This is a genomic window from Streptomyces sp. DSM 42067 (genome assembly GCF_055792885.1).
Genome location: NZ_CM147706.1, coordinates 8,363,048 through 8,389,658 on the forward strand (window position 1 = coordinate 8,363,048; position 26,611 = coordinate 8,389,658).

Below are 26,611 nucleotides of genomic sequence, written 5' to 3' on the forward strand. Positions count from 1 at the left end.
GTGGCGAACACGCCGGTACGGGTCCCCAAGATGGCCGAGCTGGTGGCGGCGCAGCTGCGCCGCAAGATCGTGCGCGGAGAGCTCGTCGAGGGCGATGCGCTGCCCTCCGAGACGGCGCTCATGGAGGAGTTCGAGGTCTCCCGGCCGACGCTGCGCGAGGCGTTCCGGGTGCTGGAGTCGGAGTCGCTGATCAGCGTGCGCAGGGGCGCCCGGGGCGGGGCGCGGGTGCAGGTCCCGGAAGGCACGGTGGCTGCTCGCTACGCGGGAGTGGTGCTGGAATACCGGGGCACGACCCTCAAGGACGTCTACGACGCACGCACGGTGATCGAGGCGCCGTGCGCCGGCCTTCTGGCCGAGCGGCGCACGGACCAGGACCTGGAGCGGTTGCGGGACGCGGTCGCCGAGGCCGAGGGGCTCATGGACGATCCGTCGGCCTTCATCCGCGCCCATATGGAGTTCCACGCCCTCGTCGTCGAACTGGCGGGCAACCAGACGCTGACCGTCCTCAACGGCATGGTCCGGCACATCATCGACCAGGCGAACTGGTCCCATGTCGACCTCGACGCCGGCAGCCCCGAGAACATACGGGCCAACCGCAGGGGCTTCCGCGCCCATGCGGCGCTCGTCGACCTGGTGGCCGCCCGCCGGGCCGAGGCCGCCGAGGACCTGTGGCGCGTCCACCTCCAGGAGGCCGAGGACTACCTGCTGCAGAACAGGTCCATGACGACCGTCCTGGACCTGCTCGGCTGACCGTCGTCAACTGCCCCGCTGGTCCCGTCAGCTGCTCCGCAGCTCCTGCACGATGGGCTCCCACACCTCGGCGTCGATCTCGTACGCGGTGTAGAACGACACGCGGTCGACGAGCGTCCCGTACCGGCGGCTGATCTCGGCCGCCACCCGCTCCGGCTCCGCCACCACCGCGAAGGTGTGCAGTACGTCGTCGTCGACGAGCCGGCCCATCGCCTCCCACTTGTCCTCGCGCGCGGACTTCGACAACGCGTTCAGCTCGTCGCCGAGTTCGCCCCAGCCGTGCAGCTCCAGCACGCCGCGATACGCGGGAGTGCTGCCGTAGAACGCGATCTGACGCCGGGTGCCGTCGACCGCACGGGCCAACTCCTCCTCGGTGCGGCCGGTCGCGGTCAGCAGGAGATGCGAGAGGGAGAAGTCGGCGCGCGTACGGCCCGACGCCGCCAGCCCGGCCTCCACGGTCGGCAGGGTGACCTCCCGCAGATACCGCTCGGTGGTGAAGCCGTGCGCAAGCAGCCCGTCCGCCACCTCGCCCGCCACCTTGGTCATCGCCTCCCCGACGGCGGCGACGTAGACCTTCGGCGCGCCACCGGTGGCGGGCGGCGGAGAGAAGAACGGCGCCATCAGCGTGTGCGTGTAGAAGTCGCCGCGGAAGTCGAGCTTCTCGCCCTCGTTCCAGGCGGCCCAGATGGCGCGCAGCGCGCTCACGTACTCCCGCATACGGGCCGCCGGCCGGCTCCACGGCATGGAGAAGCGCCGCTCGATGTGCGGCTTGATCTGGCTGCCGAGACCGAGCGCGAAGCGCCCGCCGGAGTAGGTCTGCAGGTCGTGCGCGGTGTACGCGAGCTGCATGGGGGAGCGCGCGAAGGCCACCGCGATGGCCGTACCGACCTCGAGGCGGTCGGTGTGCTCGGCCGCGAGCAGGAGCGGCAGGAAGGGGTCGTGCTTGGACTCCGAGGCCCACAGGCCGTCGTAGCCGGCCTTCTCGTGATGCCGGGCCTCCTCGACCACCTCGGTGGTGCCCCACACGTTGAGCTTGCCGTCGACCTTCATGCCGCTCCTCCGACTGTGTCCATGCCCATGCCCATGCCCATGCCGATGTGCTGTGCGAGCCGTTCCCGGTGGTACGCCGGGTCGCCGAACAGCAGTTGTGACGTCTTGGCCCGCTTCAGGTACAGGTGGGCCGGGTGCTCCCAGGTGAAGCCGATGCCCCCGTGCACCTGGATGTTCTCCGCCGCGGCCTGAACGCAGGTGTCGGAGCAGAAGGCCTTGGCCAGGCTGGCCACGGAGAGTAGCTCAGCGTCCTCGTTCTGGGCCGCGAGCAGCGCGTAGTGCGCGGCGGCGCGTGCCGACTCCACCTCGAGGAGGACATCGGCCAGGAGGTGCTTGACGGCCTGGAAGGACCCGATGGCCCGCCCGAACTGGTGCCGTACCTTGGCGTACTCCACCGCCATGTCGAGCGCGCGGGAGGCCACCCCGACCTGCTCGGCGGCCAGCGCCACCGCAGCCCGGTCGAGCACCTCCGACACCAGGTCCCAGCCGTCGCCGTGCGTACGCAGCCGGGTCGCCCGTACGTCCTGGTAGTCGAGGCGTGCCTGCCGCCGGGTGGGGTCCATCGTGGGCAGGGGCTCCCGGATCAGCCCGGACGCGTCGCCGTCCACCCAGAACACTCCGATGCCGTCGCTGGTGCGGGCCACGGTGAGGACGACATCGGCGGTGGCACCGTCGAGTACGAACATCTTGTGCCCGGTCAGCAGCCAGCCCCCGGCAGATTCACGGGCGGTGAGCGCGACCCCCTCGGCGTCCCAGCGGGCCGAGTCCTCGGTCAGGGCCAGCGTCGCGACGACCTCGCCGGAGGCCAGCCCCGGGAGCAGTCGCTTGCGGGCGTCCTCGTCGTCGCAGCGCAGCAGCGTGGTGGTCGCCAGCACCGCCGAGGACAGGAACGGCGCGCACAGCAGCGCCCGCCCCATCTCCTCCATGACCACACCGACTTCGACCGGTCCGCACCCGGCTCCGCCGTACTCCTCGGGAACGGCCAGTCCCTGGAGACCGAGCTCCGTCCCCATCCGGCGCCACAGCGCCCGGTCGAAGCCCTCCGGGGTCTCCATCAGGCGCCGTACCTCGGTCTCCGGCGAGGTGTCCGCCAGGAACGCCCTCACCGTGCGCCGCAGATCCTCGTGCTCGTCACTGAACGCGAAGTCCATCCTAAAACTCCTCTCCGGCTCAGCGACGGCCGCGCGAGGCGATGATCCGCTCGACGGCGGCGATGTGGTCCGGTCCGTGCATGGTGTCCCGCTCGGCGAGCAGGGCCGGTTCCATCACGGTGTCGAAGGCCTGTTCCAGATGCCGGTTCACCGCCAGCTTGGTCTGGTGCAGCGCCTGCACGGGCAGGGCGGCCAGCCGACCGGCCAGGTCCATGGCCTCGTCCAGGAGCTTGTCCTTGGGTACGGCACGGTTGGCGATGCCCAGCCGGACCGCGTCCTCGGCGCTCACCCGGTCGCCGAGGAACAGCAGCTCCTTCGCCCGGGTCAGGCCGACGAGCAACGGCAGGACATAGGCGCCGCCGTCGCCCGCGACGAGCCCGACCTGGACGTGCGGGTCGGCGATGTAGGCGTCGTCGGCGATCAGTACCAGGTCGCTCAGCAGGGCCAGGCTGCAACCGAGGCCCACGGCGGGGCCGTTGACCGCCGCGATCACGGGGAGCGGGCAGCGGACCATGCCGGTGATGATCCGGCGGGCCTCGTCGACCTGCTGCTCCCGGTAGGCGCTGTCGCGCTGGACCCGGGTCATGGTGTCCAGATTGCCGCCGGCGCTGAACGCCCGGCCGCGCCCGGTGAGCACGACCACGCGCGCCTCCGGGTCGGCGGTGAGGTCGTCCCACACCGACGCGAGGCCGGCATGCAGCTCATCGCTCATCGCGTTCCGCTGCTCCGGCCGGTTCAGCTCGACCAGCCGGACCGGCCCGACGGCCGTCACCTCCAGATCCGCCATCAGATCCGTCCTCTCAACCGCCGCAGACATGACTCAGTCAGTAGAGTTGAATGGTATAACTAATTCAGCTTTCTGAGAACCAGCTCGTGGGGTGACGGAGGACGCGAATGCCGGAGCAGGAGTACGAGCGAGAGTATGAGACCGTGCGGGCCGAGGCGGCGGACGGGATCCTCACCGTCACCCTCAACCGGCCCGAGAAGCTGAACGCCTTCAACCCGCAGATGATGCGGGACCTGCTCGACGTCCTGGACGCGGCCGACGCCGACGACGAGGTCCGCGTGGTCGTGGTGACCGGCGCCGGTCGCGGCTTCTGCGCGGGTGCCGACGTCAGCTCCGGTGGCTCGTCCTTCGACCACCGCAAGGCGGGTGCCTGGCACCGGGACACCGGCGGCCGGGTCGCGCTGCGGATCTTCTCCTGCACCAAGCCGGTGATCGCCGCCATCAACGGCCCGGCGGCGGGCGTCGGGGCCAGCATGACCCTGCCCATGGACATCAGGCTGGCCTCGACATCGGCCAAGTTCGGCTTCGTCTTCGCGCGCCGCGGCATCGTGCCGGAGTCCGCCGCGAGCTGGTTCCTGCCGCGTGCCGTGGGCATGCAGCGGGCCATGGAATGGGTGGCGACCGGCCGTGTCTTCGGCCCGGACGAGGCGCTGGCGGCCGGTCTTGTCCGTTCCGTCCACCCGCCGGAGGAACTTCTGCCGGCGGCGTACGAACTCGCCCGGGAGATCGCCGAGAACACCTCGGCGATCTCGGTCGCCCTGTCGCGGCAGATGATGTGGCGGATGCTGGGCGAGCCCCACCCGATGACCGCGCACCGGCTCGACTCGCGGATCATGAGCCAGATCGGCGGCGGCCCGGACCCGGTGGAGGGCGTCGAGTCGTTCCTCGCCAAGCGGCCGCCCGCGTTTCCGGGCCGGGTCAGCAAGGACATGCCGGCCGTCTACCCCTGGTGGCCGGAGGAGGAGTTCCGGCCCTTCGGGGAGTAGGCATCACTGGAGCAGGGGGGAACTGATGACAACGTTCGACTACATCGTGGTGGTGTCCGGCAACCTCAACGCGCCGATCATGGCCATGGCCTGGCGAGCGTCCGACCTCATCCTCGGGACGGCGTGACCGAGGCCGCCGCCGACTGTACGGACCGAGGAGATCTGTCGGAAACATTGTCGTAGTGTCCTCGCAGTGTTAGCGTCCGCACGGCGGCATTCAGTTGAATGCGCTGAACCATTCATCGCCTGGACGGTGACCCGTGAGCGATGGTTTCCTGCACGAATCCTTCCGCGGTATCGACTGGGGAGTCGCCACCGCGGACGCCATCGCGGCTCCGCCGCCGCCCCTGCCGGGGAGGAGCGGGCACTTCCGGCAGTGGACCGACGACATCCGGCACGTGGTGGGCGCCACCACGGACTCGCACCGGATGGTCGCCGGATGGCAGCAGCTCCAGCCCGACGGCCCCGGCACCTGGGACCGCGACGCCCTGGACGGCTGCGACCGCGCACTCGACTTCATGCTCGAGAACGGTGTGAGGCCCAGCCTCACGTTGCTCCACCGGTCACTGCCACCGTGGCTGGACGCCTCCGGCGGCTGGCTCGTCCGCGACACCGCAGAGCACTTCGCCGCGTACGCCGCCGAGATGGGCCGCCGCTTCGGGGACCGGGTGGAGCGCTGGATCACCTCAACCGATCTGGCCGGGCCCACGCTCGCCGATCACGTGGCCGGAATGTACGGCCCGGGCCGGGGCATCGGCCGGGCGGGGCTGCCCGCGGTCCACCACATCCTGCTCGCCAACGGCCTGGCGGTCCGGGCCCTCAGGGCTGCCGGCGCGAGCGGCCGCATCGGGACCACGGTCACACTCGTCGGCGGATACACGGCCACCGACGACCCCTTCGACCGCCTCGCCCTGGAGCGCCTGGAGAGCTGGACCAACCGCCTCTTCCTGGACCCCATGCTGCTCGGCGAGCACATGGTGACCGAGGACGACGTCTCACCGGTCGAGGCCACCGGCTGCGTATGCCCCGGCGACCTCGAGATCATCGCGACCACACAGGACCTGCTGGGTCTGTCCTGGCACACCCCCTTCCGCGTCACCGCACCGGAGAACCTGCCCCGCGTGCTGCCGACCACGAAGTGCCTGAGCGCCCTCAACGAGGTGAACCGCCTGCTCGCGCGCCTCGGGTTCGCGATCGTCCCCTTCGACGACGTGGAGACCACGGCGTATGGCTGGCCCATCCTCCCCGAGGCGCTCGCCGACGCCGTCGCCGGCCTCCACGAGCTGTACGGAGACCTCCTGCCGCCGCTGTCCGTCATCGACAACGGCATGGGTGATCTCGACCTGGTCGACGAGACGGGGCACAGCGACGACACCCGCCGCCGGGCCCTGCTGCGCGCCAGGCTGTCCTGGCTGGCCCAGGTCGTCTCGTGCGGCGTGAACGTGTGCGCCTACGAGTACTGGTCGGTGCTCGACAACCTCGAGGCGAAGTTCCGCTACACCCGCCTCTACGCGATGGCGGTCCCGGACCATGAGCCCCCGCCGCGCCCCCCGATGCCGTCCGACTGGATGCACCGAGGAGCGTTCGCCGATGCCGTCGTACCCGGTGGAGGGGCCGCAGCGGGACTGACCCTGGTGCCGGCCGCTCCCCGGGGTCAGAGCGCCGGAGCCCCGTAGTCCTTGCCCCGGATCAGCCGCACCGGGGTGTAGACGAGCACGTCCTCGTCCCGCTGGTTGCGTACGGTGATCCGGCTGGTCACCACGCCTCGGCCGGGCTTGCTGGACGCGCGGGAGTCCGTCGTCTCCACGATGGCGTACAGGGTGTCGCCGACGTACACCGGGCCCTGCACGGTCAGTTCCATGTGGAGGAAGGCGAGGCCCGTGCCGTGCAGCACGTTCGTCTGGAGTACGAGTCCTTCGGCGATGCAGTACGTCAGAGCCCCCGGGACGAGCCGGCCGGTGTAACCGCCGTCCGCGGCGTGCGAGGCGTCCCAGAAGAGCGGCTCGTTGAAGCCGCCCCAGGTGATGAAGTTGACCAGATCGGTCTCGGTGATGGTGCGGCGGGCGGTCCGGAAGATCTGCCCCTTCGGCATCTCCTCGTACGTCATCCCTCGGACCAGCGGAGGGATTTCGGTGGTGGTGTCCTCGTATGTCATCGCGGTCTCCTCATGCGTCCGTGCATCACAGGTCGAGCGGGTGCTTGCTGCCCACGCCCTCGAAGTCCGGGGCGCGCTTCTCCCGGTGGGCGGCGAGCCCCTCCGTGACCTCATGCCCGCCGAATCCGAAGAACTCCAGCCCCAGAGAGGCCTCGAAGATCGGCTGGGCAGTGCGGTACCAGTGGTTGAGGGACCGCTTGGTCCAGCTGATGGCGCTGGCGGGCCCGGCGGCCAGTGCGGTCGCCACGCGCAGGCCCTCGGCGTGTACGTCCTCGTCGTCCACGCACTTGGACACCAGCCCGATGCGCTCGGCCTCCTCGCCGGTGAGTGTTTCGCAGGTCAGCAGGTAGTACTTCGCCTTGGCCATGCCGCACAGCAGGGGCCAGCAGATGGCGGCGTGGTCACCGGCCGCGACACCGAGTCGGGTGTGACCGTCGACGATCTTCGCCTTGCGCGCGGCGATGGAGATGTCCGCGAGCATGCCGATGACCAGCCCCGCGCCGACCGCCGGGCCGTGGATGGCGGAGACCACCGGCTTGGAGCAGTTGATCACCCCGTACACCATGTCCCGGGCCTCGCGCATCACCCTGGCACGCACCGCGTAGTCCTCGGTCATGGCTTCGATGGAGTCGAAGGTCCCTCCGGCTGAGAACGCCTGGCCCGCTCCCTGAACCAGGACGGCACGGGTCTGCTCGTCCCGGTCGACGACCGGCCAGATGTCGGCCAGTTCACCGTGCATGCGCGGATCCACGGCATTGAGGTTCGGGGCGTCGAGCACGATGCGGAGCACGCCGGGCGCGGGCCGCTCGAAGGTCAGGCTCGTGAACTGGTCGTAGAGATCGGTCACGTCGCGCTCCTGGTCGATTCAGTGCGGATACTATAATTATCTAACTGTATCGTGGAGCGGGCCGACAAGCGGGCGACACCGAGGACGGGAAGCTCGGCATGGATCTCACCTTCAGCGAGGAACAGGACGAACTGCGCAAGGTCGTACGGTCGTTCCTCACCAAGTACTCCAGCGAGGCGGACGTGCGCCGCCTGGCCGCCGACCCTCGGGGCTACGACCCCGGCGCCTGGCGGCGCATGGCCGCGGAACTCGGCCTGCAGGGACTCGCCGTACCGGAGGAGTACGGCGGATCCGGCTTCGGCTACGTCGACCTCGGCATCGTCTTCGAGGAGGCGGGCCGTGCACTGCTGTGCGCGCCGTACTTCGCCACCGTAGCCCTGGCCGCCGAGGCGCTGCTGCGCTGCGACGACGAGCAGGCCCGACGCGACCTGCTGCCGGGCATCGCGTCCGGGGAGACCATGGCCACGCTGGTGCTCACCGAGGAGGGCGGCCGCTGGGACGAGCCGGGAATCCGGCTCACCGCTCTCAAGACGGCGGGCAGGTGGCAGCTGACCGGCGTGAAGACCTACGTCCTCGACGGCCACGTCGCCGACCTGCTCCTTGTCGCCGCCCGCACACCCTCCGGCATCAGCCTCTTCGCCGTCGAGGCCGACGCACCGGGCCTCACCCGCACTCCCCTGCCCACCCTCGACCAGACCCGCAGGCAGGCCCGGGTGGAGTTCACGGACACCCCCGCCCGTCTGCTGGGCGGCGAGGGTGAGGCGTGGCCGGTCCTCGAACGCACCCTCGCCACGGCCTCCGTAATGCTGGCCGCCGAACAGGTCGGGGGAGCCGCGGCCGCCCTGGACGCGGCGGTGGAGTACGCCAAGATCCGCGTGCAGTACGGACGGCCCATCGGTTCGTTCCAGGGGATCAAGCACAAGTGCGCCGACATGCTCGTGGAGGTCGAGTCCGCCCGCTCAGCCGCGTACGGCGGACTGTGGGCGCTGGACGCGGGAGACGAGAGCGAGATCGCCGTCTCGGCGGCCTTGGCCCAGGTCTTCTGCTCGGAGGCCTACGCGTTGGTCGCCGGCGACAACATCCAGGTCCACGGCGGTATCGGCTTCACCTGGGAGCACCCCGCGCACCTGTACTTCAAGCGTGCCAAGAGCTCCGAGGTGCTGCTCGGCACGCCGTCGTACCACCGGGAGCTGCTCGCCGCCCGGCTCGGCATCTGACATCGGCATCCGATCACCGCAAAGGAGCTGGCATGGAGCTCGACTTCGGGCCCGCGGTACGCGACTTCCGCGACGAGCTGCGGGACTGGCTGGCGGACCACCTCGTGGGGGAGTTCGCCGAGCACCGGGGCGTGGGCGGCCCCACCGACGGCGCGGCCTGGGACGTCCGCCTGGCCTGGGACCGTGAGCTGTCCGCAGGGAACTGGCTGGGCGTCGGCTGGCCGCAGGAGTACGGCGGACGCGGGCTGGGACTGCTTGAGGAGATCGTCTTCGAGTACGAGTACGCCCGTGCGAACGCTCCCTACCGGGCCACAGTCAACGCCATCGACCTGCTCGGACCGATGCTCCTCAAGATGGGCAGCGAGACGCAGAAGAAGCGCTTCCTGCCACCGATCGTCGCCGTCGAGGAACTGTGGGGTCAGGGCTTCAGCGAACCCGGGGCCGGGTCCGATCTGGCGTCCGTGCGAACCCGGGCCGAGCGTGATGGCGACGACTGGGTGGTCAACGGGCAGAAGGTGTGGACCTCCTTCGGCATGCACGCCGACTGGCTCTACGTCCTCACCCGTACCGACCCGGACTCCCAGCGGCACAAGGGCCTGACCATGCTGCTCGTCCCGGCCGACCAGCCGGGCGTGGACATCCGGCCCATCCGCAATCTCGCCGGCCAGGACGAGTTCGCCGAGGTCTTCCTCTCCGACGCACGAACCGGCGCGGACATGGTCGTGGGCGAGGTCGGCCAGGGCTGGCGCACGGCGATGGGCACGCTCGGCATCGAGCGCGGCACCACGCTGCTGCCCCAGCAACTCACGTTCGAGAGGGAAGCCGAGGCGCTGATCGACCTGGCGCGGGAGCGGGGCGCGCTCGACGACCCCATGCTGCGCCGCCGGATCGTGGACGCCTGGATCTCCGTCCGCATCATGCGCACCACCAATCTCCGGACCCTGGCCGAACTGACCGCGGGCCGCACACCGGGCGCACAGGCCACGACGGCCAAGCTGTACGCCTCGACGCGCCATCAGCAACTCGGCCATCTGGCCATGGAGCTGGCCGGACCCGCCGGGCAGATCGTCGGCGAGGACTACGGCCTGGACACCCGGCAGCGCTCCTTCCTGCTCTCCCTCGCGGAGACGATCTACGGCGGGTCGAGCGAGATCCAGCGCAACATCATCGGGGAGCAGGTCCTCGGTCTGCCCAAGGAACCCCGGCCGTGAGCGCCGCCGAAGGCCGGTCCCTGGAGGACCGCATCGACCGCATCGAGTCGCACCTGGCCATCCAGCAGCTGCCCGTCCGCTACGCGCTGGCCGTGGACGCCCGCGACCTCGACGCCTGGGTCGGCTGCTTCCGGCCCGACGTGGACATGGGGCGCCACGGCCGGGGACGGCAGGTCCTGCGGCAGCACATCGAGCCCCTCGTCCGCGGTTTCCACCGGTCGGTCCACCAGATCTGCGGCCATCGGATCGAGTTCACCGGCCGCGACACCGCGACCGGCTCCGTGTACTGCCGCGCCGAGCACGAGGTGGGCGACCGGTGGATCGTCATGGCCATCCGCTACCTCGACGACTACGCGCGCGTGGACGGCGAGTGGTACTTCTCCCGGCGCCGTGAGCAGCACTGGTACGCGGCGGATGTGACCGAGCGCCCCCAGGCCGTGGGATTCAACGGCTGGGAGGGATCCGGCGAACCGGCGCTGCCCGACGCCTTTCCCTCCTGGGCACCCTTCTGGAAGGAGACGTAATGGCACGGTTGTCTGGGAAGACGGCACTGGTCACCGGCGGAGGGCAAGGCGTGGGCCGCGGCATCGCGCTCGCGCTGGCGGCTGAGGGCGCGGCCGTGGTGATCACCGGCCGTACCGAGAGCAAGCTGAAGGACACCGCCGGGGAGATCGCCGAGCGCGGTGGGAGGGCGCACACCGTGGTCGGGGACGTGGGTGAGCGGGACGACGTCGACCGTATGGTGGCCGACACGGTACGGGAGTTCGGCGGCCTTGACGTACTCGTCAACAACGCGCAGACCTCGGTCCAGCGCCGGCTGGAGGAGACGTCGTACGGCGATGTCGAACTCACCTATCGCAGCGGCCCGTTGGCGGCGTTCCATGCGATGCAGGCCGCCCTGCCCCATCTCAAGGCGAGCCGTGGCAGCGTCGTGAACCTCGGCTCCTCGGCGGCGGTGCAGGGCGAGGCGACGTTTGCGGCGTATGCCATGGCCAAGGAGGCCATCCGGGGACTGACGCGGGTCGCCGCGCGGGAATGGGGTGCGTACGGGATCCGCGTGAACGTCGTCTGCCCGGCCGCGCTGAGCCCGGCGGCGGAGGCGTACTTCGCCGCCCATCCGGAGAACGCCGAGCGTGTGCTTGCGGGTATTCCGCTGGGGCGGATGGGGGATCCGGAGGGCGACATCGGGCGGGCTGTGGCGGCACTTGTCAGCGACGACATGGCGTATCTGACCGGGGCGACGCTGATGCTGGAGGGTGGGCGGACGCTGATCGGGTGAGGCAGGGGGAAATGCGGCCCAGGCCCCGAGAATTCAGCCCCTCCGGCGTTTGAGGAGCGGGGGTCCGGGGGCTGGCCCCCGAAACGGGGTCCGGGGCGGAGCCCCGGGGATGGGACGGGTAGGGGCGGCGGGGGCGAACAACCTGCCATGCGCACCCCCAAACAACAACAACCTGCCACACGCACACCCACCCACCTCACACAACCCCCCGCGCCCGCAGCTCCGCGAGCTGATGTTCCGTCACCCCGGCCAGTCGGCCGAGGACGTCCGCCGTGTGCTCGCCCAGCGCAGGCGGCGCGGCGTACCCCTCGACCGGAGTCGCCGTGAACCGGATCGGATTGGCGAGCAGCGGCAGCCGCCCCGACACCGGGTCCTCGACCTCCACCAGCATCCCCCGGTGCTGGATCTGGGGGTCGGCGAAGACCTCCGGCATCTCGTTGAACGGGCCGGCCGGGACATCGTGTTCGTCCAGTATGGCCAGCCACTCGTCCCGAGTCCGCGTCCGCATGATGTCCTCGAGCACCGGCAGGATCTCCTCGCGGTGGGTGATCCGGGCGGAGGTCGTGGCGAACCGCGGGTCCTGGAGCAGATCGGTGCGGTCGGCCGCCGCGCAGAACGCGGCGAACTGCTTGTCGTTGCCCGCGACGAGGAAGAGCGGCCTGTCCTTGCACATGAAGGCCTGCGACGGGATCCCGCCGTAACCGCCGTTGCCGCGCCGTCGGGGAACCTCGCCGGAGACCAGATAGTTCATCGCGAAGTGCGACAGCGAGGCCAGCCCGCAGTCCAGCAGGGACAGATCGATGAACTGGCCCTCGCCGGTGGTGTCCCGGTGCCGCAGCGCCGCGAGCACCGCCGTGGCGGCGTACAGCCCGGTGAGGATGTCGACCATGCTGACGCCGACCTTCATCGGCTCGTCGGGGTGTCCGGAGACGCTCATCATCCCGGACATGGCCTGGAAGATGCCGTCGTATCCGGGGCGCTGGGCGTAGGGTCCGGACTGGCCGAAGCCCGTCACGGAGAGATAGACCAGCCGCGGGTTCACCTCCCGCAGGCTCTCGTGGTCGAGTCCGTACTTCGCCAGCGTTCCGGCGCGGAAGTTCTCGACCAGGACGTCCGACCGGGCGGCGAGGGCACGGATCAGGGCCTGCCCCTCGGCGGTGGCGTGGTTGACGGTGACCGACTGTTTGTTGCGGTTGCAGGAGAGGTAGAACGCGGCGGTGTCCGTCCGTTCGCCCTCGGGTCCGTCGGCGAAGGGCGGGCCGTACGCGCGTGAGTCGTCGCCCGTTCCCGGCCGCTCGATCTTGATCACCTCTGCGCCCAGGTCGGCCAGCATCTGGGTGGCCAGGGGTGCCGCGAGGATGCGGGACAGGTCGAGGACGCGTATCCCCGCCAGGGCGGTCGACGGCATCGAGGCCTCCTTCTGCAACACGCGAGAATGAGTTATATAAATAATACATCTGCAGCTTGGCTGTGCCCCGTATGATTGCCTGAACTATCCAAATCATGTAACTATATCGAGCGGCTGCCGGCAGCCGAGACCGGAGGGCGTGCGGATGACCGTCGCGGCGAGAACCCTCACCGACCAGGAACAGCGCGAACGCCGTGAGTGGTTCCGGGCCCGCTGGGAGCGCGGGGTCAAGTTCAACCGCGGTTGCGGTATGCGCGTTCTCCGCTGGGACCCGGACGGCGTCGAAGTGGCGCTTCCCTACGCCGAGGCACTCTCCGCCCACGAAGGCGTCTTCCACGGCGGAGTGATCTCGGCGCTCATCGACACCGCGGGCGCGGGAGCCGTGATCGCCGGGCACGACTTCGAGAAGGGGAGTCTGCTCAGCACCGTGTCGATGTCGGTGCAGTACCTCGCGCCCGCCCGGGGCCGGGAGGCGGTCGCGCACGCGCGGTGCGTCAGGCGTGGCCGCAGGCTGCACTTCGCCGACGTCGACGTGACGGCCGACGGACGCATCTGTGCCCGGGGGCAGGTGGTGGTGACCATCTCCGGGGAGCGCCCGGGCGTCGGCGACCCCATCGAACCGATCGACCGCATCGAACCGATCGACCGCATCGAGCCGATCGACCGCATCGAGCCGATCGACCGCATCGAGCCGCTGACCGAGGAGTGACGTGATGCCCGAGGAATCCGAGTCCGCCCAGGACCTGGTGCTGTACGAGGTCGACGAGGACGGCGTCGCCACCGTCACCCTCAACCGCCCCGAACGCAAGAACGCGTGGAGCATCCCCATGGAGCGCCGCTTCTTCGCGCTCCTGGACGAGGCCGCGAACGACCCCGCCGTCCGTGTCGTGGTCATCACCGGGGCGGGCAGGGCGTTCTGCCCGGGGATGGACGTCCAGCGACTGGAGCAGAACTCGCAGCCGGGCCAGTCCCTGAACCTCCAGGCCCGCGTCCCCATGTACAGCAGGCGCAACATGCCGAAGCCGATGATCGCCGCCATCAACGGCGCCTGCGCGGGCATCGGCCTGGTCCAGGCGCTGATCTGCGACATCCGCTTCGCCGCCCGCGGGGCGCGCTTCACCACGGCCTTCACCCGCCGTGGCCTGGCCGGCGAGTACAACATGCCATACGTGCTGCCGCGCGTCATCGGCCTGGAGAACGCACTCGACCTGCTGCTGTCCGGCCGGGTCTTCGACGCCGACGAGGCGAAGGAACTCGGCCTCGTCAGCCGCGTCGTGGAACCGGAACATCTGCTCGACGCCGCACGCGCCTACGCCCGGGACATCGCCCGCAACTGCTCCCCGCGCGCCATGGCTGTCGTACGCCACCAGGTGTACGGCGACCTCGACCGGACCTTCACCGACGCCCTCGCCCGCTCCTACTCCGCCATGGAGTTCTTCGCGGGCTCGCCGGACTTCCGCGAAGGGGTGGCCAGCTTCATGGAGAAGCGGGAGCCGAAGTTCGAGGGGCTGCCCCCGGACTTCGACCCCGACGAGGCCACCCGCGACGCGTTCCTGCCCTACTGACCCGACTGACCTGGCGTACCGACCTGCCATACCGACCTGCCGTACCGATCGAGGAGACTGGACGATGACAGGGCAGCCGTTCCCCGTCGAGGCCGGGCACATCATGATGTTCGCCCGCGCCATCGGCGACGAGAACCCGGCGTATCAGGGCGAAGGAGCGCTCGCCCCGCCCACCTTCACCATGGCGAGCGCCCACTACGACCCGGACTACCACCTGCGGCCCAAGCCGGGCGAGGAGTGGTTCGGGTCCGGCCGAGGCCCCGGGGTGATGGCCGAGGGCGGCGGAGGGCTGCACGCCGAGCAGCACTTCGAGTACCACCGCCCCGTGCGCGCGGGCGAGACGCTCTACGCGCACACCGTCCCCGGACGCAGCTGGGAGAAGCAGGGCCGCACCGGCCGCCTGCTGTTCAGCGAGCGCATCACCGAGTACCGGGACGCCGACGGCGAGCCGGTCGTCAGCGCCGTCACCGTGGCCGTCGTGCCCGAGGGCCCCGCAACCCGGAAGGACGCCCGATGAGCCTGAGCGTCGATGAGATCAAGGTCGGCGAGACCCGCGAGAGTGTGCTGGTCGAGGACCTGAAGCGCACCCGGATCGTGCAGTACGCCGGCGCGTCCGGCGACTTCAACCCGCTGCACACCGACGAGAAGTTCGCCGTCGAGGCCGCCGGATATCCCGGCGTCTTCGCCCACGGGATGCTGACGATGGGCATGACCGGGCGGGTCCTCACCGACTGGGTCGGCCTCGAGTCGCTGCTGCGCTTCGGTGTGCGCTTCAAGGCCCAGGTCTGGCCCGGCGACACCCTGACCGCCACGGCGACCGTCGAATCCATCGAGGACACGCCGACCGGACCGGTCGCCCACTTCTCCCTGCGTACCGTCAACCAGGACGGCGCCGAGGTGGTCACCGGCACCGCGACGGTCCGCTTGGAGCCCTGAGCCGGGTGGGCGGCGCGCAGGAGGCAGTGACGGCAGCCACCTGGACCGCCATGGTGGGCCGTGCGTACGACCATTCCCGTCCCGCCGTCCGGTTCGGTGATCTGACCTGGACCGGACGCGAGCTCCTCGACCGGGCGGGCGGCGCGGCCGACTGGCTCGACACGCTCGGCCTCGAACCCGGCGAACCGGTGCCCGCGCTGGTCGCCACCTCCGCCGACGCCCTCGCGCTGGTGATCGGCGGCGCAGGCTCCGGCCATCCGCTCGCCCCGCTCGGCGTCCGCATGACCCCGTACGAGATCGCCACGGTGGTCAAGGCGACGCAGGCCGAAGTCCTCTTGGCCCAGCCCCAGTTCGCCGAACTCGGCAGGCAAGTCGCCGAGCTGTCGGGCCGGCGGGTCGCCGTCGCCCCCGAACTGCACCCGAGCGGTCGGGCGCTGACCGCAGAACCCGACGCGCTCGCCGCCGTGCTGCACACCTCCGGGACGACGGGCATCCCCAAACCCGTCCCCATGACCCAGCGAAGGCTGGCCGCCCGTGCCCGCGTCAACGGACTGCTGTGCGCCCTCGACCCCGACAGCTTCTACGGAGGCAGCGCGCCCTTCCACCACATCGCGGGCCTCGGCAACATCGCCGTCGCCCTCGCCGCCGGCGCGGTGGTCACCGGACTGCCCCGCTTCACCGTCGAGGGCTGGGCTCTGCTGCGGGAGTCCGGGACCACGCACACGAGCATGGTCCCGGCGATGCTGGAGACGCTGCTGGCGGCAGGTCAGGCGCGCCACGAAGCGCTACGGGTCCTCCAGTACGGCGGCGCGCCCATCCGCCCCGGCACACTGCGGCGGACGTACGACGCGATGCCCGGTGTCCGCATGCTCAACATGTTCGGACAGACCGAGGGCTCGCCCATCAGCGTGCTCACCCCCGAGGACCACCGTGAGGCGGTCGCCGGACGCACCGAGCTCCTGCGGTCCGTCGGACGGGCCGCCCCCGGCGTGGAGGTGCGGGTACGGGACGCCGGTCCGGACGGCGTCGGCGAGATCCTCGCCCGCGCCGACCATCTCTTCCGGGTGGACGCGGGCGGCTGGCTGCACAGCGGCGACCTGGGCCGGGTGTCGCCGGACGGCTACCTCTACCTGTCGGGCCGGCGGAGCGACATGATCATCCGCGGCGGTGAGAACGTCCACCCCCTGGAGGTCGAGACAGTCCTGGCCGCGCATCCCGGCGTCGCGGACGTGGCGGTCACGGGCGCTCCGGACGAGCGGCTCGGCCAGACCGTCGTGGCTTTCGTCGTGCCGGCCGACCCCGACGCCCCACCGCAACCGGCGGCGCTCAGGACGTACGCCCGCGCCCGGCTGTCCGGGTTCAAGGTCCCCGTCCGCTGGTGGTTCGTGGACGACCTGCCGCGCAACGCCAACGGCAAGGTCGTACGGCGGGGCCTGCGGGAGCCGTACCAAGGAGGAAGCCATGATTGACCACTCGGTTGTCAGCCCGGTCACCGTGGGCGTCGACCCGCACCGGCTGGACGTGCTCCTGCGCCGGATCCGCCTGGAAGTCGACCACGGGCCGCTGCCGTCCGCGCAGGTCGCCGTCGCCCGGGGCGGCCGGCTGGTGGCCTTCGAGACGTGGGGTGACGGCGACCCGGACACGCGGTACATCCTGCAGTCCGTCGGACGGTCGATCGTCGCGGGCGTCGTGTGGAAGCTGATCGGTGAGGGGCTCTTGGATGTGAGCGAGCAAGTCGCCGCGATCATCCCTGAGTTCGCACCGAACGGGAAGGAGACGGTGACCGTCGAGCAGGTGCTCACGCACACCGCCGGATTCCCCTTCGCGCCGCTCGGCTATCCGAAGATGCTGGAACGGGAGCAGCGGCTCGCCGCCTTCGGCCGCTGGCGGCTCGACTATCCGCCGGGCAGCCGCTTTCAGTTCCATCTCACCTCGGCGGCCTGGCTGATCGCCGAGATCGTCGAGCGGCGTACGGGCCTGCCCTTCGCCGAGTATCTGCATGAGCGGATAGCGCGGCCGCTCGGCCTGTCGTCGATCGAGCTCGGCGTCCCGGTGGACCGGCAGCCCGGCACCGTCGCCCCGATGATCGCCACCGACCGCACCAGCGACGATCAGGAGGCCGACCCCTGGGGACCCTGGTATCTGTCCGATCCGCGCGTCCTGGCGGCGGGAGAACCCAGCCATGCGCTGGTCGCCACCGCCGCCGATGTCGCGCTGTACTTCCAGGCGCTGGAGCACTCGGGCCTGTGGAAGCCGGAAGCGGTGGCGGAGGGCTCCCGGATCCGGCTGACGGACCACCCGCACGGTGAGCAGATCTATGGAGGCGGCAGCGGCAGGCGTACCAGCATGGGGCTGTTCGTCACCGTTGCAGGGCCGGACGCCGGCAGCCAGTTGCCGTCCACCGGCTCGCCGTCGCTCTTCGGCAGCGCGGGAGCCGCGTACCAACTGGGCTTCATGGACCCCGAGACCGGCCTGTCCTTCGCCTGCCTGAGCAACGGCTACCCGCTCGCGGGCTACGACCACTCGCGGCGCGGCACGGCACTGCTCACGAATCTGGCGAACATGGCGGCGGATCTCGTCGACTGAGTCTGGCCGACCTGCTGAGCGGGCCCGGTACCGATTTCGGTACCGGGCCCGCGCTACTGGTCCGCGTCGCTCAGCGGCTGATCAGCTGCTGAGCGTTGTTGTACATGATGTCGTCCTGGACCGACTCGTCGAGCCCCGCGAGGAGCTTGCGGTAGTCGGCCGGGTTGGCGATGCCCTCGGCGTGGGGGAAGTCCGAGCCCATCACGATGGACTCGTGGTATCCGAGGCGCTTCACCAGGCCCGGGACGTCGTCCTCCGGGTAGGGCACCACGCGGACGTGCTTGCGGAAGATCTGGCTGGGGCGCTCGTCCAGCTGCCCGCCGATCCAGGGCCCGTTGCGGCCCATGCCGCGGCTCTTGTCCATGTGGCGTACGAAGTGCGGCACCCACTCGGCGCCGAACTCGGACACCAGGACGTTGATGTCGGGGAAGCGCCCGAAGAGGTTGTCGAAGATCAGCGCGGACAGCGTCTCCTCGATCGGGCGCTGGCCGTAGGTGTTCATCCACTGCCACGCGGACATCCGGAAGTGGATCGGGCTCGCGTCGTGGCCCCAGGCCGGGGCGACGTGCGAGTTGTAGTAGAACTCGCTGATGTGGTAGCAGACGCTGGCCTTGGCCTCGTTGACCAGCTTCCAGAACGGGTCGAAGTACGGGTCGCCCGGTGAGCGGCCGTACTGCGGACCGGTCGGCAGCATGATGAACCGGGCGCCCTGCTCGAGGACGTACTCCAGCTCCTTCACCGCGTGGTCCAGATCGCGCAGGGACAGCAGCGCGGGGGAGTAGATGCGGTCCTGGTGGTTGAAGCCCCACACCTCGTTCATATAGCGGTTGAACGAGTGGTAGTTGGCGTAGAGCGGCTCGACGCCCTGCACGTACTCCTCGGCGACCAGCGCCCAGCCGCCCGGGTACATGATCGTCTGGTCCAGGCCCTGCTCGTCCATGACCCGCAGCCGGGCCTCGCGGTTCTGGTACGCCTCGTGCATCGGCTCGAACTGGTACGTCTCGTCGGGGTTGCCCGACGCCATCGCCTTGAGCATCTCCTTGAGCGAACCGGGCCGGTAGACCTGCCCGAACTCCGGCTCGAGGCAGACGACGATCCGGTCCCCGGCGAGGATGACCTCGCGGCCGTCCGGCAGTGTCACCGGGGCGACTGCCTGCCCGAGGAACTCCTTCGGGAGATAGCGGGTGAAAGAATCCCGCTCCTCGTACATGTGTTGGTCGCAGTCGAAGATGCGCTTGCGCTGTTCGGCCATGGCCGTCGCCTCCGGACCCCAGAGCTATTCAGTACGCCTCCTATAATTATCTAACTGTTTCGGAGGCTGCAAGGGGTGGTGGCGATATGGCTCGGAAGTGTTCGGTCTGCCGGTCAGTCGATGAGTTCGAGCACCGTCTTGGGCCCTGCCGCGTTCACGACGTCGTCGGCGCCCGAGATGTGGCGCTGCCACAGCTTCTCGGCCTCGTCCGCCTTTCCGGCCTCGATCATGCCGACCAGCCGGACATGGGCCCGGTGTCCCTTGAGGGCCTGGGCCTTCTGGGTCTCGGCGTCGGCGGCGGCCGCGGTGTACGAGGCGTTGGCCCGGTCGATGATGGTGCGCAGCATGCCGCAGAGGAGGATCAGTGTCTGGTTGCCGGTGAGTTCGACCAGCAGGGCGTGGAAGGCGTCCTGTGAGTCCACCAGGGCGAGGGGGTCGTCCAGGACGGCCTTCTCGGCGGCGACCGCGTCACGCAGCCGCTTGATGTCGGCTGGCGTGTGCTTGGTGGCGAGCTGGCGCGCGCAGGGCGGCTCGATGAGGGCCGCAGCGCGGTAGACGTCGCCCAGGGTGGCGCCGCGGTACTCGAGGATCAGGCCTGCGAAGCGGGCGGCGACATCGGCGTCGGGGGCGCTCACCCGGGCGCCGCCGTGAGCCCCACGGCGCACCGTGATCAGGGACTCCGACTCCAGGACGCGGAACGCTTCGCGCAGGGTCGGCCGGGAGATGCCGAACTGCTCCATCAGCCCGGACTCCGGCGGCAGTGCGTCACCTGGCTTCAGCTCGCCCCGCACGATCTGGCGGCGCAGGTGCCCGGCGACCAGTTCGGCGGTCTTCGGTACGCGCACCTGGCGTCCGACGCGGCCGCGCGCGGGGGTGGGCACGGTCGGCGTCTCTGCTGCGCGGGCGGCCTCGGCCACGGTGGAGTCTCCTCGTATATAGCAAAATGAATCTGCTTAGTGCATCGAGGATACCAGGGTCAAGGCTGAGTGATCGCTCTCCCGGACGCGATATCACTGGTCTCGTGGTGGCCGTTGGTATATAGATGATTCATCTAGCTATAATCCGATGGGCCTCGTGGGAGTGACCTCGATGACCGAGAACCCGACCCCGGTGATCCTCACCGACCTCACCGACGACGGGGTCATGCTGCTCACCCTGAACCGGCCCGAGCGGCACAACGCCTGGACGCTGGAGATGGAGCTGCTCTACAACGAGCTGTTCGACCGCGCCGAGGTGGATCCCCGCGTGCGGGCCGTGGTCCTCACCGGCGCCGGGCGCAGCTTCTGCCCGGGGATGGACATGAGCGTGCTGGACGGAGCATCGTCCGGCGCGAGGCCGTGGCCGACCGACGAGCTGCCGCCGCGCACCCGGCCGATGTCCTTTCCGAAGCCCGTTGTGGCTGCCGTGAACGGCGCCTGCGCGGGCATCGGATTCAACCAGGCGCTGATGTGCGACGTGCGGTTCGCCGTGCCACACGCCAAGTTCGCCGCCGCCTTCAGCGCACGCGGCCTGGTGGCCGAGGACGGTGTGTCATGGATCCTGCCCCGGCTCGTGGGCTACGGGAACGCCAGCGATCTGCTGCTGTCCTCGCGCCGGATCGCCGGGACGGAGGCTCTGGCGATGGGCCTGGTCAACCGCCTGGTCGAGCCTGAGGAACTGCTGCCTACGGCGATCGCGTACGCGACGGATCTGGCCCGCTCGGCCAGCCCGTACGCGATGTCCCTCATCAAGCGGCAGCTCGCCGACGACCAGTCGAAGACCTTCACCGAGAGCCGCGACAGCGCCGCCGCGCTCCTGGCCACGGCGAAGCGTGCCCCGGACTACCGTGAGGGCGTACGGAGCTTCATCGAGCGCCGGCAGCCGGAGTTCGCGGCGCTGGGTGAGGTGTCGGCATGACCCGCGCCGAACTGCCGCTGCACCGCCGTTCGATCACCGTCACCGCCCATGAGGAGGATGGCGACGAGATCTCGGTCGAGGCGGAACTGCGCGACGAGCGCCCTTGGGAGGAGCCGCCGGGCGGCGTCGTCCACCGGATGGTGCTCGCGGTACGGATTCGCCTCGCGGACATGGTGATCGTGGCCGCCGATGCGGACATGCGGACCTTCCCGCACGCCGAGTGCCCGCGGATCACCCCGGCCTTCGACAGCCTGGTCGGGCTCAGCGTCGCCGCCGGATACAACCGGGCGATCCAGGAGCGGTTCCGCGGGGTGTCCGGCTGCTCGCACCTGTACGAACTGGCCCGCGTGCTCGGCCCCGCCGTCGTACAGGCGGCCATCTCGGCGCGCGCACGGCGCCGTGCCGCCGCCGGCAAGGCGACCCACGACCCGCGGTCGACCGCGGGCGTGCTGAACAGCTGCCACATCTGGGCGCCGGATGGAGTGGGCCTGCGCAAGCTGGACACGGGCTGGCGTCCGGGTACCGGGCCGCGCCCGGTGCCGCCGCTCGAGATTTTCGAGGGACGGGAATCGAGCCCGTCCGGCCCTTGACTTCGAGCCCGCCCGTCCGGCCGCTGAGAGCGAGCCCGAAGGCGCTCCGGGGCTTCGGGGACAGCCGCTCCCGCTCCTCCTGCCGCTCGACGAGCGGCAGTCCGGGCAGCGCTGCGAACGGTCACTCGCCCAGGTAGGCCAGTTCGGGGAAGTGGCGCTGGTAGGCGTCCAGCAGGCGCTTGGCGACGGCGTACGAGTCGATCAGCGGGTGGATGGTCAGCGCCTTGACCGCGTGGGCGCGGTCTCCGGTGGTGGCGGCGTGGATGACCGCGCGCTCGACCGCCTTGACCGAGCACACCAGGCCCGTGCCGTGGTCGGGCAGCGGGGCTCCGGCGATGGGGTGGGCGCCGTTGGCGTCCACGTGGCAGGGGACCTCGATGACGGCGTCGTCGTCGAGGACGGGGATCCGGCCGCGGCCCCGGACGTTGAGGATGAGGGTGGCGCGCTCGTCGAGGGCGATGGCCCGCATGAGCGAGAGGGCCACCTTCTCGTATCCTCCGGATTCCAGGTCGCAGGAGTCGCGTTCGCCCATGCCGACGGCGTCGCGGTTCTCGGCCATGTAGGTGGTCTCGCGTTCCAGGCGGGTGGCGTCCCAGGCGTGCCAGGCGGCGCGGGGTGCGGGCGGGGCGGTGTCGGCGGTGCTCATGGAGGCGTAGAAGCGCTGCTGCTGGGAGTGGAGGAAGGCGCCGCGGGTCTGTTCGGCGCCCCGCGCGGAACCGACCGACTCGCGGTTGAAGTAGTAGTAGTGCAGGTATTCGTTGGGCAGCGCGCCGAGTGTGCGCAGCAGGTCGGCGCCGAAGAGCTTGCCCTCCTCGAAGGAGGTCAGCGCGGCCTCGTCCTCGAACAGGGACGGCAGCAGGTCCCGGCCGTCGGCGTACAGGCCGCGCAGCCAGCCCAGGTGGTTCAGGCCCACGTAGTCCAGGCGGGTGCGCGCCGGATCGACGCCGAGCGCCCCGGCCACCCGGCGGCCGAGGCCCACCGGGGAGTCGCAGATCCCGATCACGCGGTCGCCGAGGTGGGCGGTCATGGCCTCGGTGACCAGGCCGGCGGGGTTGGTGAAGTTGATGACCCAGGCGTCGGGGGACAGGGCGGCGATGCGGCGGGCGATCTCGAGCGCCACCGGGACGGTGCGCAGCCCATAGGAGATGCCGCCCGCGCCCACGGTCTCCTGGCCCAGCACCCCCTCATCCAGGGCGATCCGCTCGTCCGCCGCGCGCCCGGCGAGGCCTCCGACGCGGATGGCGGAGAACACGAAATCGGCTCCGGTGACCGCCTCGTCCAGGTCGGTGGTGACGGTGACGGCCGGCGGGTCGGGGTGTCCTGCCGCCTGGTCGGCGAGGACCTTGCGGATGGTCGTGAGCCGGGAGGCGTCCAGGTCGTACAGAGTCAGGTGGGTGACGCGTCCTTCGCCGCGGTCGCCCAGCAGCGCCCGGTAGACCAGCGGCACCCGGAAGCCGCCGCCACCCAGAATCGTGAGTCTCATACTTCGACCACCTCAACTCCCGCCTCGCGCAGTCGGCTACAGGTCTTCTCGTCCCCGGGGGCGTTGGTCACCACGATGTCGAGGTCCTCCGGCCCGCACACCCGGGCCATTCCGGTGCCGGGGAACTTGCCCGCGTCCGCCACCAGGACCACCTGGGCGCTCGCGGCGATCATCGCCCGTTTGACGGGCACCTCGACGGCGGTGGTGTCCAGCACCTGGCCGTCGGGGCGGATACCGCTGGTGCCGAGGAACAGCCGGTCGGCGTGGATCTGCCGCAGGTTGTCCTCGGTGAGGAACCCGACCAGGGAGCGGTAGTCGCGCCGGACCATGCCGCCCAGCAGGATCAGCTGGACGTCCTTGTCGTCCTGGAGCTCCTCGTAGACGGCCAGGCTGCTGGTGATCACGGTCAGGGACCGCCCGTGCAGATGGCGGGCCACCCGGTGGGCCGTGGTGCCGATGTCGAGCAGCACCGTCTCGCCGTCCTTGACCAGATCCGCGCACCAGGCGGCCAGAGCGTCCTTGGCCTCGACCCGGACCGCGGCCACGTCGGCGAACGGATCGTCCTCACCGACGAGGGGGGCTGCGCCGCCGTAGACCCGCTTCAGCAGTCCCTCGTCCTCCAGTTGCACGAGGTCGCGCCGGATGGTGGCCTGGCTGGCCCCCACCTTCTCGGCGAGGGACGTCACCGTGGTGGGCCCGTCAGCGCGCAGGACGCGCAGGATCAGCTGATGTCGTCGGTCCGGGAGCATGGCGCTGACCATACTCGTCAGAGCCGAGCAAAGTCACGCATGGATTGACTGTTATCTGCTTGAGCCTTGTCAAAGCCGCGCACAGCGTGCAATCTCTTGCGTAATTCGAGCCAGGCCCGGACCCCACTCCGGTCGGCCGAAGCCAGGGAAACGGCGTCTTCGCCGCCACCAACGCGTCGTCACCGTCCGAGAGGACCACGTCGCCTGCTCCGGGCAGCGAGGTGTGCTCGGGGGACGCCGCCGCCCCTCAACTGCCGGATACCAGCCGCCCCGCCGTCGCCCACGCTCGCAGGTCCTCGCCGGACACGCCGAATACTAGGAGAAGACCGTGGACCTTTCCCGCAGACGATTCCTCCAGGCCGCCGTACTGACAGCCGCCGCAGCAGGTGCCACCGCCGCGTGCGGCGGCGGCACCGGTGCGGGCGGCAGCAAGGACAGCAAGAACCTGAAGTTCTGGTACTGGGCCGGCGGCCTGAGCGACAAGGTCGTCGCCGACGCCGAGAAGCACTTCTCCGACGTCAGCCTGAAGACGTCCGTGATCGGCGGCGACTTCAAGACCAAGCTGCTCACCGGTATGAAGACCGCCCAGACCGCCCCGGACATCACCGGCATCAAGGGCGAGGACATCGCCTCCTTCCTGCCCAACGCAGGCCGCTTCCTCGACCTGAACTCCCTCGGCATGGACAAGCTGGCGCCCGAGTACCTGTCGTGGAAGCTGAAGCAGGCCACCACCCAGGACGGCAAGCTCATCGGCTTCCCGATCGACATCGGCCCCTGCGCGATGTACTACCGCGAGGACCTCTTCGCCAAGGCGGGGCTGCCCACCGACCCGGCCAAGGTCTCCTCCGAACTGTCCACCTGGGAGGCCTACTTCGAGGCCGGTGTCGAACTGCACAAGGCCGTGCCGAAGACGTTCCTGGTCAACAACATCGGCTCGGTGTTCAGCATGGCCGTCGGCCAGGGCACCTCGCGGTTCATCGACGCGGACAACAAGTTCATCGGCGACCAGGACCACATCCGCACCGCCTGGACGACCGCCGTGAAGCCGTACACCCTCGGCATTGACGCCAAGATCAACGACAACACCTGGAACGCCGCCATCGGCAACGGCACCCTGGGCACCGAGATAGGCGCCGCCTGGCACGCGCTGGACATCTCCAACGCCGCCCCGGGCACCAAGGGCAAGTGGCGGGTGGCGAGCCTGCCGAGCGGACCGTCCAACCTCGGTGGATCCTTCCTGTGCCTCCCCTCGACCTGCGCCAACCCCGAAAAGGCCTTCGAGATCATCAAGTGGATCCTCAGCCCCGAGAACCAGGGCCGCGGCTTCACCGACGCGGCCCTGTTCCCGACCGCACCCGCCGCGTACGAACTGCCCGCACTGACCGGCGGCGACGCCTTCTTCGGCGGCCAGAAGACCATCGAGATCTTCGGCCCGGCGGCCGAGAAGATCCCGGCCGCCTACGAGGCCCCGGCCGACGCGGCGGTCTCGGCCGCCTACTTCAACGAGCTGACCAACGTCGAGGCCAAGGGCAAGGACCCCGAGACCGCCTGGAAGGACGCGGTCAGCCAGGCAAAGCAGATAGCCCAGCGGCAGGGAGTGAAGTGACATGTCGTCAAGCCCGGTAGCCGGCCCGGCCGCCACCGGTCCGTCCTCGGGACCCGCCACCGGAGCCTCGGGGCAGCCGGCCCCGGACCGCCACCGCGGTCCGGGGCGGTCCGGCCGCCGGGTCCGGCCGGTGTCGGCCGAGGGCCGGCGCGGGCCGCGACGCGGGATCGCCAGGTACCTTCCGCAGTACCTGGCGGTCTCGCCGTACTACCTGATCTTCTCGGTCTTCATGCTCTTCCCGATGCTCTACACCGTGTATCTGGCGTTCCAGAAGTGGGACGGCATCGGGGAGATGCAGTTCGTCGGGCTCCAGCAGTTCCGCTTCCTTTGGGACGACCCGGTGTTCTGGCTGTCCCTCCGCAACACCGTGGTCATCTGGGTGCTGGCCACCGTGCCGATGCTCTTCATGGCGCTGGTGCTCGCGGTGCTGGTGAACTCCGTCCGGCGCTTCACGGCCTTCTACCGGGTCGCCCTGTTCATCCCCAGCATCACCTCGCTGGTGGCCATCGCCATCTTCTTCGGCGCGATCTTCAGCAACAACTTCGGGCTCATCAACGCCATCCTGCAGGCGATGCACCTGTCGGCGGTGCCATGGCTCAGCAACGAGTGGACGATCAAGCTGGTGATCGCGGCGCTGATGACCTGGCAGTGGACCGGCTACAACGCCATCATCTACCTGGCCGGCCTCCAGGCGATTCCCTCGGAGCTGTACGAGGCGGCGAAGATGGACGGGGCCGGACCGGTGCGGATCTTCTTCTCCATCACGATCCCCATGCTGCGGCCCATCATCCTGTTCACCGTGGTCGTCTCCACCGTCACCGGCCTGCAGAGCTTCACCGAACCCCAGGTGCTGTTCGGCAGCGACGCGTCGACCAACCCCAACTCCGGCGGACCGGGCCAGGCCGGCCTGACCACGCTGCTGTACTTCTACCACCAGGCCTTCGACAACAACGACTTCGGCTACGCCGCCGCGATCGTCTGGGCCTTCTTCCTGCTGATCCTGCTCATCGTCACCATCAACTGGCGCCTGGTGCAGCGTAAGGAGCGACGGCCGTGAACAGCCAGAACCGCAAGCGCCTGAGGGGCCTGAGCGTCCATGTCGTGCTG

At 70.0% G+C, this 26,611-nt stretch carries 27 protein-coding genes; 17 read left to right on the top strand and 10 right to left on the bottom strand.

Going from position 1 to position 26,611, the window contains the following annotated elements; genetic code table 11:
* On the top strand, nt 1-750 hold the full coding sequence (locus tag ACSMXV_RS37510) for a FadR/GntR family transcriptional regulator (protein ID WP_473175549.1): 750 nt from the start codon (nt 1-3) through the stop codon (nt 748-750).
* Between the two features lie 27 nt (nt 751-777).
* Here ACSMXV_RS37510 and ACSMXV_RS37515 read toward each other — a convergent pair whose 3' ends face one another.
* Genes ACSMXV_RS37515 through ACSMXV_RS37525 form a run of 3 tightly spaced genes read right to left on the bottom strand, consistent with a single transcriptional unit; the run spans nt 778 to nt 3,738 of the window.
* On the bottom strand, nt 778-1,800 hold the full coding sequence (locus ACSMXV_RS37515) for an LLM class F420-dependent oxidoreductase (protein WP_473175550.1): 1,023 nt from the start codon (nt 1,798-1,800) through the stop codon (nt 778-780).
* Nucleotides 1,797-2,951 (bottom strand): acyl-CoA dehydrogenase family protein, encoded by a 1,155-nt coding sequence (locus ACSMXV_RS37520; protein ID WP_473175551.1) that lies wholly within the window; start codon nt 2,949-2,951, stop codon nt 1,797-1,799. The genes ACSMXV_RS37515 and ACSMXV_RS37520 overlap by 4 nt, the downstream gene beginning before the upstream one ends.
* A gap of 19 nt (nt 2,952-2,970) precedes the next feature.
* A complete protein-coding gene (locus ACSMXV_RS37525; protein WP_473175552.1) occupies nt 2,971-3,738 on the bottom strand; it encodes an enoyl-CoA hydratase/isomerase family protein in 768 nt (255 codons plus the stop codon).
* A 107-nt stretch (nt 3,739-3,845) separates the two neighbouring features.
* Here ACSMXV_RS37525 and ACSMXV_RS37530 point away from each other — a divergent pair, with 107 nt between their 5' ends.
* Nucleotides 3,846-4,724, top strand: a complete 879-nt coding sequence (locus ACSMXV_RS37530; protein ID WP_473175553.1) for a crotonase/enoyl-CoA hydratase family protein — start codon at nt 3,846-3,848, stop codon at nt 4,722-4,724.
* A 260-nt stretch (nt 4,725-4,984) separates the two neighbouring features.
* Complete coding sequence (locus tag ACSMXV_RS37535) at nt 4,985-6,400, top strand: family 1 glycosylhydrolase (protein WP_473175554.1); 1,416 nt, start codon at nt 4,985-4,987, stop codon at nt 6,398-6,400.
* Here ACSMXV_RS37535 and ACSMXV_RS37540 read toward each other — a convergent pair.
* Together ACSMXV_RS37540 and ACSMXV_RS37545 are read right to left on the bottom strand one after the other, a co-directional pair.
* A complete protein-coding gene (locus tag ACSMXV_RS37540) occupies nt 6,379-6,879 on the bottom strand; it encodes a MaoC/PaaZ C-terminal domain-containing protein (RefSeq protein WP_473175555.1) in 501 nt (166 codons plus the stop codon). The two genes, ACSMXV_RS37535 and ACSMXV_RS37540, sit on opposite strands and share 22 nt — an antisense overlap.
* 25 nt (nt 6,880-6,904) lie before the next feature.
* Nucleotides 6,905-7,726 (bottom strand): enoyl-CoA hydratase/isomerase family protein, encoded by an 822-nt coding sequence (locus ACSMXV_RS37545; protein WP_473175556.1) that lies wholly within the window; start codon nt 7,724-7,726, stop codon nt 6,905-6,907.
* A gap of 98 nt (nt 7,727-7,824) precedes the next feature.
* Here ACSMXV_RS37545 and ACSMXV_RS37550 point away from each other — a divergent pair, with 98 nt between their 5' ends.
* The 4 genes from ACSMXV_RS37550 to ACSMXV_RS37565 are packed head-to-tail and all read left to right on the top strand — an operon-like array spanning nt 7,825 to nt 11,433.
* A complete protein-coding gene (locus tag ACSMXV_RS37550) occupies nt 7,825-8,943 on the top strand; it encodes an acyl-CoA dehydrogenase family protein (RefSeq protein WP_473175557.1) in 1,119 nt (372 codons plus the stop codon).
* Between the two features lie 32 nt (nt 8,944-8,975).
* A complete protein-coding gene (locus ACSMXV_RS37555) occupies nt 8,976-10,154 on the top strand; it encodes an acyl-CoA dehydrogenase family protein (protein ID WP_473175558.1) in 1,179 nt (392 codons plus the stop codon).
* Entirely contained in the window at nt 10,151-10,678 is a 528-nt protein-coding gene (locus ACSMXV_RS37560) for a nuclear transport factor 2 family protein (protein ID WP_473175559.1), read from the top strand. The genes ACSMXV_RS37555 and ACSMXV_RS37560 overlap by 4 nt, the downstream gene beginning before the upstream one ends.
* The gene (locus ACSMXV_RS37565; RefSeq protein ID WP_473175560.1) at nt 10,678-11,433 is read left to right on the top strand and encodes an SDR family NAD(P)-dependent oxidoreductase; all 756 of its coding nucleotides are present in this window, start codon (nt 10,678-10,680) and stop codon (nt 11,431-11,433) included. The genes ACSMXV_RS37560 and ACSMXV_RS37565 overlap by 1 nt, the downstream gene beginning before the upstream one ends.
* A gap of 196 nt (nt 11,434-11,629) precedes the next feature.
* Here the strand turns inward: ACSMXV_RS37565 and ACSMXV_RS37570 are convergent, their stop codons facing one another.
* Nucleotides 11,630-12,841, bottom strand: a complete 1,212-nt coding sequence (locus ACSMXV_RS37570) for a CaiB/BaiF CoA transferase family protein (protein WP_473175561.1) — start codon at nt 12,839-12,841, stop codon at nt 11,630-11,632.
* A gap of 145 nt (nt 12,842-12,986) precedes the next feature.
* Here ACSMXV_RS37570 and ACSMXV_RS37575 point away from each other — a divergent pair, with 145 nt between their 5' ends.
* From ACSMXV_RS37575 to ACSMXV_RS37600, 6 genes are all read left to right on the top strand, one after another.
* Nucleotides 12,987-13,550 carry a PaaI family thioesterase gene (locus ACSMXV_RS37575; protein WP_473175562.1) on the top strand — a complete coding sequence of 188 codons (564 nt, stop codon included), beginning with the start codon at nt 12,987-12,989 and terminating at the stop codon, nt 13,548-13,550.
* Between the two features lie 4 nt (nt 13,551-13,554).
* The gene (locus ACSMXV_RS37580; RefSeq protein WP_473175563.1) at nt 13,555-14,406 is read left to right on the top strand and encodes an enoyl-CoA hydratase-related protein; all 852 of its coding nucleotides are present in this window, start codon (nt 13,555-13,557) and stop codon (nt 14,404-14,406) included.
* Between the two features lie 64 nt (nt 14,407-14,470).
* Complete coding sequence (locus tag ACSMXV_RS37585) at nt 14,471-14,923, top strand: FAS1-like dehydratase domain-containing protein (RefSeq protein WP_473175564.1); 453 nt, start codon at nt 14,471-14,473, stop codon at nt 14,921-14,923.
* Nucleotides 14,920-15,342 (top strand): MaoC family dehydratase, encoded by a 423-nt coding sequence (locus tag ACSMXV_RS37590; RefSeq protein ID WP_473175565.1) that lies wholly within the window; start codon nt 14,920-14,922, stop codon nt 15,340-15,342. Before ACSMXV_RS37585 ends, ACSMXV_RS37590 begins: the two co-directional genes overlap by 4 nt.
* Before the next feature lie 26 nt (nt 15,343-15,368).
* A complete protein-coding gene (locus ACSMXV_RS37595; RefSeq protein ID WP_473175566.1) occupies nt 15,369-16,811 on the top strand; it encodes a class I adenylate-forming enzyme family protein in 1,443 nt (480 codons plus the stop codon).
* Nucleotides 16,804-17,928, top strand: coding sequence for a serine hydrolase domain-containing protein (locus ACSMXV_RS37600; protein WP_473175567.1), 1,125 nt, complete (start codon nt 16,804-16,806; stop codon nt 17,926-17,928). The genes ACSMXV_RS37595 and ACSMXV_RS37600 overlap by 8 nt, the downstream gene beginning before the upstream one ends.
* A 70-nt stretch (nt 17,929-17,998) precedes the next feature.
* Here the strand turns inward: ACSMXV_RS37600 and ACSMXV_RS37605 are convergent, their stop codons facing one another.
* Nucleotides 17,999-19,180 carry an amidohydrolase family protein gene (locus ACSMXV_RS37605; RefSeq protein WP_473175568.1) on the bottom strand — a complete coding sequence of 394 codons (1,182 nt, stop codon included), beginning with the start codon at nt 19,178-19,180 and terminating at the stop codon, nt 17,999-18,001.
* 113 nt (nt 19,181-19,293) lie between these two features.
* On the bottom strand, nt 19,294-20,097 hold the full coding sequence (locus ACSMXV_RS37610; protein WP_473175569.1) for a FadR/GntR family transcriptional regulator: 804 nt from the start codon (nt 20,095-20,097) through the stop codon (nt 19,294-19,296).
* Between the two features lie 172 nt (nt 20,098-20,269).
* Here ACSMXV_RS37610 and ACSMXV_RS37615 point away from each other — a divergent pair, with 172 nt between their 5' ends.
* Nucleotides 20,270-21,076, top strand: coding sequence for an enoyl-CoA hydratase-related protein (locus ACSMXV_RS37615; RefSeq protein ID WP_473175570.1), 807 nt, complete (start codon nt 20,270-20,272; stop codon nt 21,074-21,076).
* A complete protein-coding gene (locus tag ACSMXV_RS37620) occupies nt 21,073-21,666 on the top strand; it encodes a DUF2889 domain-containing protein (protein WP_473175571.1) in 594 nt (197 codons plus the stop codon). The genes ACSMXV_RS37615 and ACSMXV_RS37620 overlap by 4 nt, the downstream gene beginning before the upstream one ends.
* 121 nt (nt 21,667-21,787) lie before the next feature.
* Here the strand turns inward: ACSMXV_RS37620 and ACSMXV_RS37625 are convergent, their stop codons facing one another.
* Entirely contained in the window at nt 21,788-23,149 is a 1,362-nt protein-coding gene (locus tag ACSMXV_RS37625) for a 6-phospho-beta-glucosidase (protein WP_473175572.1), read from the bottom strand.
* On the bottom strand, nt 23,146-23,898 hold the full coding sequence (locus ACSMXV_RS37630) for a DeoR/GlpR family DNA-binding transcription regulator (protein ID WP_473175573.1): 753 nt from the start codon (nt 23,896-23,898) through the stop codon (nt 23,146-23,148). The genes ACSMXV_RS37625 and ACSMXV_RS37630 overlap by 4 nt, the downstream gene beginning before the upstream one ends.
* A gap of 328 nt (nt 23,899-24,226) precedes the next feature.
* Here ACSMXV_RS37630 and ACSMXV_RS37635 point away from each other — a divergent pair, with 328 nt between their 5' ends.
* Both ACSMXV_RS37635 and ACSMXV_RS37640 read left to right on the top strand, forming a co-directional pair.
* Nucleotides 24,227-25,504 carry an extracellular solute-binding protein gene (locus ACSMXV_RS37635; RefSeq protein ID WP_473175574.1) on the top strand — a complete coding sequence of 426 codons (1,278 nt, stop codon included), beginning with the start codon at nt 24,227-24,229 and terminating at the stop codon, nt 25,502-25,504.
* A gap of 1 nt (nt 25,505) precedes the next feature.
* Entirely contained in the window at nt 25,506-26,561 is a 1,056-nt protein-coding gene (locus ACSMXV_RS37640) for a carbohydrate ABC transporter permease (RefSeq protein WP_473175575.1), read from the top strand.
* Nucleotides 26,562-26,611 lie beyond the last annotated feature (50 nt).